The following is a 14,597-nucleotide window of genomic DNA, read 5'->3' as shown; positions in this document are numbered from 1 at the left end:
ATGTCCTTTTTTAATTGACGTTAAGCAAACTTTTACCAAGATGCAAAACGTATAGGGTGTTCAAGAATTTGATTGCGGAAATAGGCTTGTCCATTTTTCCATGTGAGCTGGCCATTACATAACCACTCTGCAACTTGAGGATAAATAAAATGCTCAAGTTTATGTACACGTTCGGCCAAGGATGCAACATTGTCATGTTCTTTTACTTCAATGGCAGATTGGGCAATTGCTTGACCAGCATCAAGTTCAGAAGTCACAAAGTGAACGGTACAGCCATGTAATCGATCCCCTGTATTTAATACACGTTGATGTGTATTAACGCCTTTATAGGCAGGTAATAATGAAGGATGGATATTAAGCATTTTACCTTGCCATTTGTCGACAAAGTTAGCAGTTAAAATACGCATAAAGCCAGCTAAAATAACCACATCAGCTTGCCATGCGATAAGTTGCTGATGCATAGCTTCATCAAAATCTTCACGACTAGGAAAGTCTTTGTGAGAAATTACGGCTGTCGCGATATTGGCATTTTGAGCACGCTCTAGGGCATAAGCATCGGCTTTATTAGACAGTACACCTACAATTTGCCCTGATAGATTTGCATCTATCAAGGCTTGTAAGTTGCTGCCGTTCCCAGAGACTAGAACAGCAATTTTCATCATTCAAAGATCACACGAATTTTTTCGTCTGCACCTTCCACTGATTCAGCATTTTCTTGGATATGTCCGATTTTCCAAGCTTTTTCACCTTGAGCATTAAGCACTTCAATTGCTTTTTCTGCATCATTTGCATCAACAGCAATGACCATACCTACACCACAGTTAAAGGTACGGTACATTTCAAAACGTTCTACATTGCCTTCGCGTTGTAAAAGTTTGAATAATTCTGGCCATTCCCAAGAAGCTTCATTAATTACAGCTTGAGCACCATTTGGTAATACACGTGGTAAGTTACCTGGTAAGCCGCCACCAGTGATGTGTGCCATCGCGTGTACATCAACTTGTTTGCAAAGTTCTAGAACTGGTTTTACATAAATACGTGTTGGCTCCATTGCTACATCTGCAAGAGGGCGACCATCAATTACTTGAGTTAAGTCTACATTCTTAACATCTAAGATTTTACGTAGTAATGAATAACCATTTGAGTGAGCACCGCTTGATGCAATACCAATAAGTACATCACCAGATTTTACTTTAGAGCCATCAATAATTTTGCTTTGCTCAACTACACCTACGGCAAAACCAGCAAGATCGTAATCTTCGCCTTCATACATGCCAGGCATTTCAGCTGTTTCACCACCTACAAGTGCGCAACCTGCAAGTTCACAACCTTTACCGATACCAGTAACTACGTTTGCAGCTACATCGACATTTAAGTGACCAGTCGCATAATAGTCGAGGAAGAATAGTGGTTCTGCACCACAAACCAAAAGATCGTTTACACACATAGCGACAAGATCTTGGCCGATTGTGTCATGACGATTAAGGTTAAGTGCTAAACGTAATTTAGTACCTACACCGTCAGTTCCAGAAACCAAAACAGGTTCTTCGTAACCTTTAGGAATTTTGCATAGTGCACCAAAGCCACCAAGTCCGCCCATTACTTCTGGACGAGTTGTACGTTTAGCGACTGACTTGATACGATCGACCAGTGCGTCGCCCGCTTCAATGTCAACACCCGCATCTTTGTAGCTTAAACCGGTATTTGGGGTAGAAGTTGAGTTGCTCATAAATGAAGTCTCCGCATTGGCGGCAGATTATAACCTGAATATACGAAACTCTTATGTTATTTATGCTCGAAAATGCTATCTTTAATAAAAATATTTTTCCATTTATAACGATTAAATCAAAAAAGGCTAGATTTTATGCAAGATCGTATACTGCGCCGTATTTTCTTACTCGCAGGTATTGTATTGCTGGTATGGGTATTATACTTGCTCAAGCCTGTGGTCATTCCATTTATTGGTGCTTTTTTCCTGGCTTATTTATTTAGTCCACTAGTCGAAGTTCTAGTAAAAATTAAGATACCTCGCTGGTTGGCAATTAGTATTGTTTTTATTGGTATAGGTGTAACTTTAACCGTTGCATTATGGTATCTGGTTCCACTGATCTGGAAACAACTTGTTTACGCTCGAGACAGTATTCCAGCGGGGATCCACTGGATTAATGCAGAGCTATTACCGTGGATTTCTTCGACATTCCATGTCCAGCAAATGGAAATTGATACCGATCAAATGTCCAAAGCTGTGATGGATTATGTTCAAACCAATTACAGTGCTGATAGTATTCAAGCAGTTTTATTAAAGCTTGCACAATCAGGACTTAATTTTATTCAAATTGGTGGAACAGTTGTTTTAATCCCAATTATTGCTTTTTACTTCTTATTAGACTGGGACCGTATGTTACAAAACTTACGTCGTCTCATTCCACGGCCATATGAGGCTACGACCTTACAAATCGTCCGTGAATGCCATAGCGTGTTAGGAGCATTTGTTAAAGGTCAGTTCCTTGTTATGCTTTTGCTCGGCGTAGTTTATGCTGTAGGCTTACAATTAATTGGACTAGAGGTCGGCCTAATTATTGGTATGGTGGCAGGTCTTGCCAGTATTATTCCTTATTTAGGATTTGCAGTCGGGATTATTGCAGCGGTTATTGCAAGTTTGTTCCAATTTGGAATGGACTGGACACACTTATTACTTGTTGGCGTAGTCTTTATGATTGGGCAGGCAGTAGAGGGCTATATTCTGCAGCCATTCCTACTCGGTGATAAAATTGGTCTTTCGCCTGTTGCAGTTGTATTTGCTGTTTTAGCTGGGGCTCAATTGGCTGGCTTTTTAGGAATGTTAATTGCATTACCTGTGGCGGCTGTCATTGTGGTGCTCTTAAAACACCTTAGAGAAAATTATGAACGGAGTTCATTCTATGCTCCATCTTCTACATTATTAATCCAAGAGGGTAATATTGAGCAACTTCATGTAGAAACTGAAAATACTAAACTTGATCTTGAAGTTAAAAAACAGCAAGATACAGATACCCCGAATCTTTCAGATCAGAAATAATTTCAAGGCCAATTCATTATATGCGTCAACTCCAGCTGGATATAGAACCTCAACTTGATGCCCGAATCAGTGATTTTTCGGGACCAGGTTGGGGGCATGTAGTGGATGCAGTGCGACAACTACATGCGGGTCTAGTAAATAGATTTTATATCTATGGTGGGGCAGGAACAGGCAAGAGTCATTTGCTTTCAGCGATTTGTGATTCTTATTTAGAGGTCGGTAAATCTGCAATTAAAGTTTCTTTGCTTGAACTTCTCGATGCTCCAATTGAGGCAATTACTTGCTTAGAGCACTATGATCTGGTGGCTTTAGATGATATTGAGTCAATTAGTGGGGTGCCTCACTGGCAAAAAGCTGTTTTTCATTTAATGAATAACCATGAAGGACAACTTGTTTTCTCTTCACGTGTTGCACCGATTGAATTAAAACTAGAGTTACCAGATTTACAATCGCGACTTACACAAGCAGTGAGTGTAAAAGTGCCGAGCGGAAGTTTATATGCTGATCGCTATGCTTTAGTCACTTCTGTAATGGCTAGACGTGGGATCCATTTTGATCAGCAGATTGTAGACTATTTACTTTTACATGGGCCTCATCAAGCTTCTGTTCTATTGCAAACCGTAGCACAATTAGAAAAACTCCTTAAAGGTGAGAAGACTAAACTTTCAAATGCAACGTTAAGACAAATCTATGCTTTAATTGATGAATATCAACAATAATAATTTTCTAGCTTCTGGACTTTTAATTTATTAGCCTAAGTAGACTTTCCTTACTATAAAAATCATGAGCTACTTATTCTTTTAACCTTGAAAAATACTTTTAAATTTTTATAAGTAAAATTTTCATATATCAATAGATCTTTAATTGTACAAATATTTAGAAAGTTCCCTATCGAAAATGACGCTATAGACCGATCAAAACATCTTGAGAAATTCTGATTCCTGTGACAAAGTACGCACAAAGGATGCGTTTGCAAAAGTGGAAACTTTGCAATATCGACAAAGAAAAATGAAAAAAATAGGTAAGGAGAAGGGTATGCTCAAACGGAGCATTGCTTTTGCATTATTGGCTGCTGCTGGGCACGCTTATTCTGCTGATATTGAAGTCACAACTACAATTGATGAAGATGTCGATAATACAGTATGCTCATTACGTGAGGCTGTAGAACTAATAAATAAGCGTAATTCAAGTGATTCTACCGTGGTTGCCTCAGTAAAAGATGGGTATCATGGCTGTGGAAATAAAGATAGTTCATCAAATATTATTTTACAGCGCGATAAAGAATATACGTTAAATAGCAGAATAACGATTACAGCACCCCTTACAATTAGTACAGCAAAAAACGATTCTACATTAGTTGATACTGATCAGCCCGGTTCTCATAATGCAACCATTAAAATGGCAGGTACAGATCAGCTATTTAAAATTGATGATGGTAGCGTTGAGAAAGCATCTTTTGCTGTGACCTTAAGTGATATTAACTTACATGGTGCAGGCGCAAGCTCTAATGTATTAACAGGCGGTTTAATTTTAAACCATGAAAAACTGACTATTCAGAACTCTCGACTGATTGGTGGATATGCGAATCAGGGTGGGGCGATTTACAACCAAGGGCTATTATCTAAAACAGGTCAAACAGCCGGTTTTGTAAGTATTATAAATAGTTTGATGCAAAATAATAAAGCAACCCAAGGTGGTGTCATTTATAGTGAGCAGCCTTTATATTTGGTGACCCAATCTGTAGTACGTGATAATGAAATCTCTTCTGCAGATGGTGCCTTGTTTTATGGTGCAACAAAGTTTGATGATGAAAGTACTGGTGGATACTTAAATGTACGTGCCATCGGCTTTAGTAATAGTACCTTTTTCCATAATAAAGTTGGTTTTATTGCAAACATTAAAGATGGGATGTTTGTTAATAATATTACAATGATTAAAAATGCGGCAGGTTTATTTCTTGATGCTCCACAAGGTAATGCTTCAGTTTCAAATAGTATATTGGTAGGAAATACTATTAATTGTCAGGCTAGTTCAACGGATAAAGCAATTATCCAAAGTAATCTGGTTATATCTGACTGTAATCGTAATGCTACATCAAAGCTTCCTAATATAATCTTTCCTGCAGATGAAAAATTAATTGCTGGCGATAGTGATGAAGGTATATGTGATGTAACTGTAAAAGATGGCTTGTTATGCCCATTTAATACACCAAAAGATAGTTTTCTTGGTTTCTTTAAGCCAAGGTTACTTGAGAGCTATAATACTTTAGCCGACTCTTTAATTATTAATAAAGGGCGTTTATATAGTGATGGTTCATCAGTTGGTTTAGCAAGTTGTGAGAGACTTGATCAACGTGGAAAAAATCGCAGTGGTTACGATGAATTATGTGATCTAGGAGCGATTGAATATATTTTAAATAATGAAATTGGTACAGTGGGGCAGGACATTAAATATGGACAAGTCGCAAGATTTAATATTTTAAACTCTTTAAGTGAAGCAGACTTGGTTACACCTGCCACGTGTAAGCGTTTATTCGGTGAACGTCCTGATGGTAAAGAATGGCAACCCGGCTGTTTGAAAATAAAACAAAGTACGGATACACCATTTTCTAAAGGCAGTGTAACTATAGATCAAAATGGAAATGTAATTTATACACCAAATGGTAATTGGCATGGTGCAGATATTTTTAGTATTCAAGTCGTTACAAGTGTATCGAGATTTAACGATGGTTCAGATTTCCAATATATATCGATTCCAGCAACTGTAGTCCAGGAACCTGTATCTGGTATTGAAGATAAATCTGTGAGTACGGGTGGTGGGGGAAGTGTCGGTGGTGGATTAATTTTAGGGTTATTTGGATTAATTGCATTACGCCGTTTCAAGTCATAATCAGGGATGAGGACTATGAAAAACTATAAAAAAGCAGTATTAGCATTAGCTGTACTAGCGGCTATGCCTCTTTTTGCCGATACAGCTAATCAAAGAATCGAAGTAACAACTTTTGCAGATGAAGATGGTGAAAACCCTAATGCTTGTTCGTTAAGGGAGGCGATAAAAGTTGCTGAAACACGAAGATCTGATTACGGATGTACAGTTTATAACACTTCTAAAAGTCAGGTCATCCAGCTAAAAGCAGGAACTTATAACTTAAATAAAGAACTAACTCCAAATGCAGATATAGCGATTTACGGATTTGGTGAAAAAGACCAAGATAAAAATTGGTCAGAGAAGAGTGTTTTAACCAATGATTATCCAGCATTACAACCGTTACAGACGAGAATTAATGCTGCTGGTAAATCACGTATCTTTAATACGGCAGTAAATAAACAACCCTTATTCCTTCAAAACATTATTTTGGAAAATGGTTCAGTACCAGATTTTGGTGGGGCTATTTATGCAGGTGGTAATGTTACCTTATTAAATAGCCAAATTTTGAATTCACAAGCATCTAAAGGCGGTGCCATTTTCCTCGGTGGCGATAATGTTAATTTATCTGCAACCCACTCTTTGATTCAAGGTAATACTGCAACAGCAGGAAGTGTACTTTCAATGAGTTGTTGGAATGGTACAGCGTATGCAAAACGGGAAGTAACATTTACCTCTTCTAGTATTATGAATAATGGTTCAAATAGTTCCAATAATACTTTTGAGTTCTGTGGAGAGCCGAAAGCAACCTTTACAATTAATACAATTGCTCGAAATATTGCAAATACAATCAATGGTAGCATTTTGAAATTTACTGGTGATGCTACTCCTAACGGGACACCTAATCCTTCGACCATACTTAGTTCTAACAGTAGTTTAACCTTAAAGAACAATACTATTATTGAAAATAATGCTTATACCACGTTTTTATATGACACATTAGGAAGTAAAGAATTAAGATTTAACTTAATTGGTTATAATTCTGGAATTTATGCGTGTCATTATTTTATAGGACCGGCCACTGATTTAAAAAATGCTGGTTTCATACTATCCTTTAATGCATTAAATTTAACGAATGATGCTGGAAAATGTGATTTGCCGGCAGAAGCTCTTACATCTACGCATCGAACGGTTGATATAGGGGGACAGGCTTTTAATTTATTGCTTGAACCTTTACATGCATCTGCCCCAGAAACTGGCTTTTTACCAATTTACTATCCAAAAAATAATCTTGGTGGTAAGAATTTAGTAGATGTAGACCCAGAAGGTAAAGATACATGTACTTCTATAGATCAACGAGGCCTATCACGACTTGCTGATAGTAAGCTCTACTATCAGCCAAATAACCGTAATAGTTGTGATATTGGTTCAATTGAACTAATGAAACTGACTGCTGGTGATATAAAAGGTTTAGGGAATACTTCCCTTACAGATCTACTTGCAAAATATCAATCTCAATATGATACGGTTCAGAAAAATATATTAAATCCAGATTATGCATATTTATTAAATGTATTAAAAATCGATTCTGCAAATTATAAAAATCTTTTTGATCAAACCAAAGCAAATGCAAAATACAGAGCTATCTATATAGATTTGAAAGCTAATGGCTTACCTTTGCCGAATGAAGATAGTAACCATTTATTAAAGTTCTTTAATACTACTGATTATAATATTAACCTTGAAGTTGTTGGCACAGGATTGATTGATGATAAAACTACAAGCATTAAAAAAGACGATGGATTATTTTGTGAATGGAACCCTGCTCTCCAACAAATAATCTTCTATCGTTCAGATGATATTATTACCCAAGCTGGTGACTACAACTATTGTAAATATACAATTAGTAGTAAGGATGGAATTACGCAAACATCTGGTTTATTAGAAGCTCGATTTGATAATATTCCACCAGTAGCTGGTGAGGGTACTGTAACTTTTAAATATTTAGCAAATGAGATCATTCCTTTAAATCTATTACAATTTGCGAATGATGAAGGGGATGGACCTACTAATACTCTTAGGACAAAATCGAATAAATCTCAATTTTGGGTAAATGATCAAGGTGTGGAGTTACCAATTTATATACCAAATAAAACTTCAACGGATGGTATTTTTAAGGTAGTTAAAGCAGATCGTGAAGGCCCATGTCCTAAAGAAGATAGTGGTAATATCTGTTATGGTGGTAATATTTATATTCAAGCTAGTAATGTATTTAATACCTTCAATGATACCTTAACTTATTATGTATATGATGCTGATGGTAAAATCTCAAATGAGGGTACTATTAAGTTGGTAAGTACAGCAACCACAACTGATGATTCACGTGGTGGTGGAGGTGGCGGAAGTATTGGAATTCTTTCTATCGTATCACTACTAAGTTTAATTGCTTATAGACGTTATCGTAAGTGATGAAAAAAATAAAAAGCCCCCACTAGGAGGCTTTTTATTTGTTAGTAACTTTTTTATTTTTAAATAGATAAATGTTAAATACGGGTTTAGTGCTCTAAATATTTATTTATATATTCTTCGCGTATAGCAGTTTTTTCATCAGCACTTGCTTTGAGCATCCGTTGACGTAAATCATTACGCTCTTGTGTACTCATTTTTTGCCAGGCTTCACGCATTTTTTGCTTTTCTGCATCTGGAAGCTGGTTAAACCAATCCATACGTTGTTGCAAGTTAGCACTTTGGTTAGATGGTAATTCCTTTAAGCTTTGATAACGTTTAATTACAGCTCGTTGCTCTTCTTCAGATAGAGCATTCCAAGTATCATCTACTTGCGTATTGGCATCTTTCGAAAAAATCCAGAAACGTTCGAAACCTGCAAAACTTGTTTGCAAGAAACTTAATGAACAAAGGATAAGTGCTAACTTTTTAGCTACCATGTTGAACTTTATCCTCACCCAACACCATGAGCATTTCTAAATCTTCTACCATTTGTGGCGATAATTTAGGATTTACAACGACTTGATTTTGTGGCTTATCAAGCATATCTACTGAATTTGGTAAAATAACAAAACCAGTAATCGCTGCTGCAAGTGCAAAACCAGTCATTTTCCAGACACTATAATAAGAGGCTGGTTTTTGTTGGATATGGTCAAGCACATGATTCATCACCACTGTTTTATTTTTATGGTGATGGGCCAAACTATCGAGTTTGGATGTCACCTTTTTAGTGAAATCATCATGATTCATTGGAACCTCCCATGGGATTTAAATGCGCTAAATACTCTCTAAGTCCCTGAATTGCTCGATGATAATGGGTTTTTACACTACCTTCGGTACAGTTCATAATTTGCGCTGTAGTATGGGTATCAAAACCTTCCCATGCACGTAACATAAAAGCTTGTTGTTGACGAACAGGTAGTTTTGCAATCGCTTCCTGAATCTCTTCTATGGTCACTGCTTGATCTAGAAAATCTGCTGGATTGATTGCTTTTTCATCGACAATATCAATGATTTCTTCATCATCATTGTCTAGACTAACTTTTTTGAAGAATGAAAATGGGTTTGCCCGACGTGCTTCTTTGCGGCGCCAATCCTGAAGTTTGTTATTTAGAATAGTATAAAATAGGGGATACCATTCTTCAGTACTTCGATCGGCGTAAGACTTGTGTAAAGCAATAAATGCTTCTTGAACCAAGTCCATAGCAATGCCTTGTTGACCTTGGGTAGCACTTTCCATCATCACTAAAGCACGACCAGTAACATCTTGCATGAAAACCTTTAGGCGTTGCTCAGCCGTGCTGGCATGAGCACTAGATGTTTCCGATCGAGACTTTTTCGGTGCTAAATCCATGGAGATGGAAAATCCTGTCATTGGACGTACCCACCTTATCTTCAATATATCTCTTATATAACGTTGAAAAGAGGTGGGAGGTTGACAACAATCGGCTATTTTTTAGTAGTGTAAATGATTTTTTTCACAAATATGAGCGATGTAAAATAAATTAACGTTTTATTGGCGTTGGCGAACCATTTCAAAAAAACAAATTGATCCTGCAATTGCTACATTTAATGACTCTTGACCACCTGGCTGCGGTATAGTCACTGATTGTGCATGTTCTAAAGCATAATCACTTGCACCTTGTCCTTCATTGCCTAAAATCCAAACACATGGTTTTGAAAGGTCTTTTGAATAAAGACTAGTCGAGCGATGAGAGCTTGTAACGAAAACAGGAATATCAAATTTAGGAAGAATATCGGTCAATTGAAAGTTTTCAAAACAAGACAGGCTAAAATGTGCCCCCATACCTGCTCTTAAAACTCGTGGAGACCAAAGTGAGGCAGAACCTTGTGTGCAAATAATCTGTTTTATATTTGCTGCTGCCGCTGAACGTAACAATGTACCTACGTTACCTGGATCTTGTACATTTTCTAGAATTAACGTATCTACGCTATAGTCAATGGTTGATGCAGTTTTCGGTAAATCGATAATACCCAAGCAAGGAAGAGTATTACCTAAAGTACTTAAGTCTTTATATAAAACTTCGCTAATAATAAAGACATGACCTTGGTGAAGTTCAATGATTTTCTTTAAATCGGGATGTTCTAAGGCTTGTTCAGTCGTAAACAATGAAAAGAGTTTTTTCTGTTGTTGTAACCAAGCTAGACAAAGGTGGGTACCTTCAAGAACTGTTTGTTGATGCTTTTTTCGGGCGCTATTGAGTTCAATTAAACCACGCAAATGTTTAATTTTTGCATTGTCTTTTGATTCTAAAAAAATAACCGCCATAAGGAAATATCCAAAAGGGCGTCATCATACTATGACGCCCTGTGTAATTTAAATTATTAATGATAGCTTGTTACGCGTTCAACTTCATTCTTAGAACCGATAATCACAGGAACACGTTGATGAAGTTCTGTAGGTTCAATCTCTAGAATGCGTACACGGCCAGTAGTTGATGCGCCGCCTGCTTGTTCAATGAGCATACTCATTGGGTTAGCTTCATACATTAAACGTAAACGACCAGCTTTTTTCGGGTCTTTTAAGTCATATGGGTAAAGGAAAATACCGCCACGGCATAAAATACGGTGAACATCACCCACCATACATGCGACCCAACGCATATTGAAGTCTTTTTCACGTACAGATGTTTTACCTGCAAGTAACTCTTCAATATATTGTTTTACTGGTTGTTCCCAATGGCGTTGGTTAGATGCATTAATAGCAAATTCTTGAGTATCTGCTGACACTTGAACATTCTCTGTAGTAAGTAAGAATGTTTGTGTTTCTGGGTCTAACGTAAAGAAAGCTACACCGTTTCCAACTGTTAAAGCCATCATAGTTGATGGGCCATATAACACATAGCCAGCAGCAACTTGTTGAGTGCCTGCCTGCATGAAATCTTGTGCTTGTGTAACCGCATTTTTGGCAGGAAGAATCGAGAAGATTGTTCCGACACACATGTTGATATCAATGTTGCTTGAACCATCTAATGGATCAAATAGAACTAAGTATTCGCCGTTTTCTTGTGCTGGTGTAAAATCATCAAGTTCTTCAGATGCAAGACCACCGACGTGAGGATGGACTTTTAAAGCATCGATTAAATAGTCATTAGAAATCACATCAAGTTTTTTCTGTGTTTCACCTTGAACATTTTCGTTACCTGCGCTACCCAAAATTCCAGCCAAGGCACCTTTTTGTAAGGCTTGATCAATGGTTTTACAAGTCGCAGCAATTGTGTCGATGACTTGAGCCAACTCAGGTGTAAGATTCCCTTTTTCTTGTTGTAAAAATTGGGACAATGTGAGGTTGGACATAAAAAAACGCTCCTGTGCGCAAGCATCAAAATGAGTCAGATAAATACGTGGCATATTCTAGATGAGAATGCCGAAAAATAAAAATTATCTTACTTTATTTGTGTTGCATTTATGCTTACAAGCCCCATTTTACGTGGTATGTTGTTTGCATAACAAAGGAATGTAGATTTAGGAGAATCGAAATGACAACTAAGAAGTTTGATGCGACCCCAACAGCAGGTGAACCAATCAATTTAGAAGAAATTTCGAAAGAAAGTGTTCAGGAAGCTTGGAAAGATTATGAGGCAAAACCTGAATATAAAGCTTTTAATAAGCATGATTTGATTGAGTCAATGCAACATTCAGAAGAAGAGCAAAACAAATCTTCTTAAAGTAAGAATGTAAAAATAAACGCCCATATTTGGGCGTTTATTTTTGGGATGTTTTATTTTAATAGAGGAGGAACCGCTTCATAGTTAATTTCAACGCGGCGGTTTTCTTTCCAAGCTGATTCATCATGGCCAGGATTAACAGGCGCTTCTTTACCATAACTTACAGCTTCAAGTTGCTGAGGATTTACACCACTGGTAATAAGATAATTCTGAACTGCTTTTGCACGACGCTCACCCAAGGCCATGTTGTATTCGCGTGTACCGCGCTCGTCTGTATGACCAGTTAATGCAACTTTTGAGTTTGCATTTGCCATGAGGAACTGAGCATGAGCCTGAAGTGTTTGGTAATCTTCAGTAGATAAATCACTACTGTCATAATCGAAGTGAACGACGCGTTTCGCTAGGGCAGCCTTGTTTGCCTCAGTTACACCTTTTGAAGAAGCACCTGCTAGATTTTGAGCATTTAATGCAGCATCTTCACTTAAGCCTGTCGTATTTACTGTGCTTGGGTTAGTTGTACCTGTAGTTGCCGTTGTTGCTGGCTTACGACTTGCACAACCTGTCATGACAAGTGCTGCACTAAGTAGAGTAAAGGCCAAATATTTAATTGATTTCATCATCATCTCCATCAATGGAATAAAAAGTTATTTAGGTGCCCAGGCTGGTTCACGTACTTCACCTTGCTCACTCGGTAAATTCATACGGAAACGACCATCAGTGGACATGATAGACAGTAAACCACGGTTCCCTTCACGAGTTGCATAAACCACCATTTGCCCATTTGGTGAGAAACTTGGTGATTCATCTAAACTGGTTGGGGTAAGAATATTGACAATGCCTGTATTAATATCTTGGATCGCAACTTTATAGTTACTACCACTTGGTCGATGCACGAGTGCAATTTTTTTACCATCTGCACTTAAAGTGCCACGAGCATTAAATGACCCTTTAAATGTTAAGCGTTTTACTGAGCCATTCCCAAAATCATAGCGATAAATTTGAGGAGAGCCTCCACGGTCAGATGTAAAAATAAAAGCTTTTCCATCTGGTGTGTAACGCGCTTCAGTATCAATTCCCGAGTCATTTGTCATGCGTTTGACTTGGCGAGTTGATAAATCCATTTGATAAATTTCAGGGTTACCATTCATCGATGCTGTAAATAGCATTGATTTGCCATCTGGTGAAAAGCTTGGTGCACCATTTAAGCCTTTAAAACTCGTAAGTACTTCACGTGTTCCAGTAGAGAGATCTTGTAAATAAATGGCTGGACGTTTAGTTTCAAAAGAAACATAAGCAATTTTTTTAGCGTCAGGAGTCCATGCCGGAGACAAAATCGGGTCACGTGAAGAGAGAACAGTTTTCGGTTGTTCACCATCTGTATCGGCGATTTGTAAGGTATAACGTTCAGCAGGAGTGGCAGGATTACGTAATACATAAGCGATACGACCACTAAAATCGCCTGGAATTCCGGTTAAGGCCTGATAAATAGCGTCACTTACCATATGTCCTGCTTGACGTATGCGTGAAGCAGGAACATTTAACAACTCATTCAGAAGATATTGCTGTTTTTGTACATCATAAAGTTGGTAATGGACTTCAAACCCGTCAGCTGTTTGCTTAATTTGTCCAGTAACAACATAAGGAATACCCGCAGCTTGCCAATCAGATGCTTGAATCTGGTTAATAGCGGCATTCGCAGGTAAATTTTTTGATGAACTTGTGAAACGTCCTGAGCGGTTCAAGTCAGTTTCAACAATAGGATAAAGTCCATTGTCGTTATTAAAAGGCACAATAGCGATTTTAGGCGCCTGATCAGGTGCTTTTGCAATCTCTAAATGTAATTGAGCAAAGGCAGCTGTTGGTGCAAGAGGACTTAATGCTGTAAGTAGCGTTAAGGCTAGAAGGTGTTTGCGGCTCGTTTTCATAGGTTTAAAGTCATTGAAGGTATTTTTGTGACTGGTGATTTTGTAGCATAGTTACATGCTTCAAACTATTTAAAGCATGTAACTCTTACAAAATTATTGTGCTCTGAAAGTAGAGGTAACGCTTCGCGCTTCTCGTCTTGCATCAGGATCCGATGGCATTGGGTAGGGAGCAGACGCCTGAATTGCAGCTTTGATACTTGCATCCAATGCATCATCTCCACTTGACCGTGTAATAACAATCGAGCTAACACTACCTGAGTCAGACAGGGTAAATCTAACGCTAACAGTTTTACCACTGCTTCCTGTAGGAACATCCCAAGCACGACGAATTTTCTGCTCAAAATCACGTTTAGCCGAAGATGCAATTTTTTTAGCTTCACCTTTTTTCTGGGCAGCTTCTTCTTGAGCTTTTTTAGCAGAGGCAGCTTTTTCTTCGGCCTCAATTTCGGCTTTACGTCTAGCATCTTCTGCTGCTTTTTGTTGTTTGGCTTTTGCATCAGCCTCAGCTTTACGTTTAGCGTCTTCTGCTGCTTTTTGCTGTTTAGCTTTCGCATC

The 14,597-nt window shown here is 37.9% G+C and carries 15 protein-coding genes; 5 read left to right on the top strand and 10 right to left on the bottom strand.

All coding sequences use genetic code 11. The features are described from left to right. Positions 1-32: 32 nt before the first annotated feature. Together purN and purM are read right to left on the bottom strand one after the other, a co-directional pair. Positions 33-662: a phosphoribosylglycinamide formyltransferase gene (purN, locus tag C1642_RS01425; RefSeq protein ID WP_000975534.1), complete on the bottom strand. Its 630-nt coding sequence runs from the start codon at positions 660-662 to the stop codon at positions 33-35. Then, the gene (gene purM, locus C1642_RS01420; protein ID WP_002069155.1) at positions 659-1,729 is read right to left on the bottom strand and encodes a phosphoribosylformylglycinamidine cyclo-ligase; all 1,071 of its coding nucleotides are present in this window, start codon (positions 1,727-1,729) and stop codon (positions 659-661) included. The genes purN and purM overlap by 4 nt, the downstream gene beginning before the upstream one ends. A 135-nt stretch (positions 1,730-1,864) precedes the next feature. Between purM and cxpE the strand changes: the two genes are divergently transcribed. The 4 genes from cxpE (at position 1,865) to C1642_RS01400 (ending at position 8,392) form a co-directional block, all read left to right on the top strand. After that, positions 1,865-3,058: a chloramphenicol efflux transporter CxpE gene (cxpE, locus tag C1642_RS01415; RefSeq protein ID WP_001153980.1), complete on the top strand. Its 1,194-nt coding sequence runs from the start codon at positions 1,865-1,867 to the stop codon at positions 3,056-3,058. A gap of 20 nt (positions 3,059-3,078) precedes the next feature. Next, positions 3,079-3,777: a DnaA regulatory inactivator Hda gene (hda, locus tag C1642_RS01410; RefSeq protein ID WP_001249536.1), complete on the top strand. Its 699-nt coding sequence runs from the start codon at positions 3,079-3,081 to the stop codon at positions 3,775-3,777. 316 nt (positions 3,778-4,093) lie between these two features. Further along, positions 4,094-5,947: a rhombotarget A gene (gene rbtA, locus C1642_RS01405; RefSeq protein WP_103235800.1), complete on the top strand. Its 1,854-nt coding sequence runs from the start codon at positions 4,094-4,096 to the stop codon at positions 5,945-5,947. Positions 5,948-5,962: 15 nt separating this feature from the next. After that, on the top strand, positions 5,963-8,392 hold the full coding sequence (locus C1642_RS01400) for a CSLREA domain-containing protein (RefSeq protein WP_103235799.1): 2,430 nt from the start codon (positions 5,963-5,965) through the stop codon (positions 8,390-8,392). Positions 8,393-8,478: 86 nt separating this feature from the next. On the opposite strand, the gene C1642_RS01395 is transcribed toward C1642_RS01400, so the two are convergent. The 5 genes from C1642_RS01395 to C1642_RS01375 form a co-directional block, all read right to left on the bottom strand. Further along, a complete protein-coding gene (locus tag C1642_RS01395) occupies positions 8,479-8,868 on the bottom strand; it encodes a DUF3106 domain-containing protein (protein ID WP_000225916.1) in 390 nt (129 codons plus the stop codon). Continuing rightward, positions 8,858-9,178, bottom strand: coding sequence for a hypothetical protein (locus C1642_RS01390; RefSeq protein WP_001015075.1), 321 nt, complete (start codon positions 9,176-9,178; stop codon positions 8,858-8,860). Before C1642_RS01390 ends, C1642_RS01395 begins: the two co-directional genes overlap by 11 nt. Next, entirely contained in the window at positions 9,168-9,782 is a 615-nt protein-coding gene (locus tag C1642_RS01385) for an RNA polymerase sigma factor (RefSeq protein ID WP_000362320.1), read from the bottom strand. Before C1642_RS01385 ends, C1642_RS01390 begins: the two co-directional genes overlap by 11 nt. 159 nt (positions 9,783-9,941) lie before the next feature. Beyond that, on the bottom strand, positions 9,942-10,718 hold the full coding sequence (locus C1642_RS01380; protein WP_000268350.1) for a TrmH family RNA methyltransferase: 777 nt from the start codon (positions 10,716-10,718) through the stop codon (positions 9,942-9,944). Positions 10,719-10,774: 56 nt separating this feature from the next. Continuing rightward, positions 10,775-11,746: a class 1 fructose-bisphosphatase gene (locus C1642_RS01375; RefSeq protein ID WP_000067971.1), complete on the bottom strand. Its 972-nt coding sequence runs from the start codon at positions 11,744-11,746 to the stop codon at positions 10,775-10,777. A gap of 182 nt (positions 11,747-11,928) precedes the next feature. Between C1642_RS01375 and C1642_RS01370 the strand changes: the two genes are divergently transcribed. Next, positions 11,929-12,117, top strand: a complete 189-nt coding sequence (locus C1642_RS01370; protein WP_000208542.1) for an NF038105 family protein — start codon at positions 11,929-11,931, stop codon at positions 12,115-12,117. Positions 12,118-12,170: 53 nt separating this feature from the next. Here the strand turns inward: C1642_RS01370 and pal are convergent, their stop codons facing one another. From pal to C1642_RS01355, 3 genes are all read right to left on the bottom strand, one after another. Then, positions 12,171-12,734 (bottom strand): peptidoglycan-associated lipoprotein Pal, encoded by a 564-nt coding sequence (gene pal / locus C1642_RS01365; RefSeq protein WP_103235798.1) that lies wholly within the window; start codon positions 12,732-12,734, stop codon positions 12,171-12,173. Between the two features lie 27 nt (positions 12,735-12,761). Continuing rightward, positions 12,762-14,042, bottom strand: coding sequence for a Tol-Pal system beta propeller repeat protein TolB (tolB, locus tag C1642_RS01360; protein WP_000858386.1), 1,281 nt, complete (start codon positions 14,040-14,042; stop codon positions 12,762-12,764). A gap of 93 nt (positions 14,043-14,135) precedes the next feature. After that, a partial coding sequence (locus tag C1642_RS01355) for a TonB family protein (RefSeq protein WP_139303252.1) occupies positions 14,136-14,597 on the bottom strand: 462 nt, incomplete at its 5' end.

Origin of the sequence: Acinetobacter sp. AKBS16 (genome assembly GCF_002899995.1) — a bacterium.
In the GTDB taxonomy this organism is placed as follows: Bacteria; Pseudomonadota; Gammaproteobacteria; order Pseudomonadales; family Moraxellaceae; genus Acinetobacter; species Acinetobacter baumannii.
The sequence above is the reverse complement of the archived record's forward strand: the minus strand, read 5'-3'. Positions and strand labels throughout refer to the sequence as shown.

Coding starts and splice junctions, on each gene's coding strand:
- purN (WP_000975534.1), bottom strand. CDS start 662: ATGATGAAAATTGCTGTTCTAGTCTCTGGGAACGGCAGCAACTTACAA.
- C1642_RS01375 (WP_000067971.1), bottom strand. CDS start 11,746: ATGTCCAACCTCACATTGTCCCAATTTTTACAACAAGAAAAAGGGAAT.
- purM (WP_002069155.1), bottom strand. CDS start 1,729: ATGAGCAACTCAACTTCTACCCCAAATACCGGTTTAAGCTACAAAGAT.
- rbtA (WP_103235800.1), top strand. CDS start 4,094: ATGCTCAAACGGAGCATTGCTTTTGCATTATTGGCTGCTGCTGGGCAC.
- C1642_RS01395 (WP_000225916.1), bottom strand. CDS start 8,868: ATGGTAGCTAAAAAGTTAGCACTTATCCTTTGTTCATTAAGTTTCTTG.
- C1642_RS01385 (WP_000362320.1), bottom strand. CDS start 9,782: ATGGATTTAGCACCGAAAAAGTCTCGATCGGAAACATCTAGTGCTCAT.
- C1642_RS01400 (WP_103235799.1), top strand. CDS start 5,963: ATGAAAAACTATAAAAAAGCAGTATTAGCATTAGCTGTACTAGCGGCT.
- tolB (WP_000858386.1), bottom strand. CDS start 14,042: ATGAAAACGAGCCGCAAACACCTTCTAGCCTTAACGCTACTTACAGCA.
- C1642_RS01370 (WP_000208542.1), top strand. CDS start 11,929: ATGACAACTAAGAAGTTTGATGCGACCCCAACAGCAGGTGAACCAATC.
- pal (WP_103235798.1), bottom strand. CDS start 12,734: ATGAAATCAATTAAATATTTGGCCTTTACTCTACTTAGTGCAGCACTT.
- hda (WP_001249536.1), top strand. CDS start 3,079: ATGCGTCAACTCCAGCTGGATATAGAACCTCAACTTGATGCCCGAATC.
- C1642_RS01390 (WP_001015075.1), bottom strand. CDS start 9,178: ATGAATCATGATGATTTCACTAAAAAGGTGACATCCAAACTCGATAGT.
- C1642_RS01380 (WP_000268350.1), bottom strand. CDS start 10,718: ATGGCGGTTATTTTTTTAGAATCAAAAGACAATGCAAAAATTAAACAT.
- cxpE (WP_001153980.1), top strand. CDS start 1,865: ATGCAAGATCGTATACTGCGCCGTATTTTCTTACTCGCAGGTATTGTA.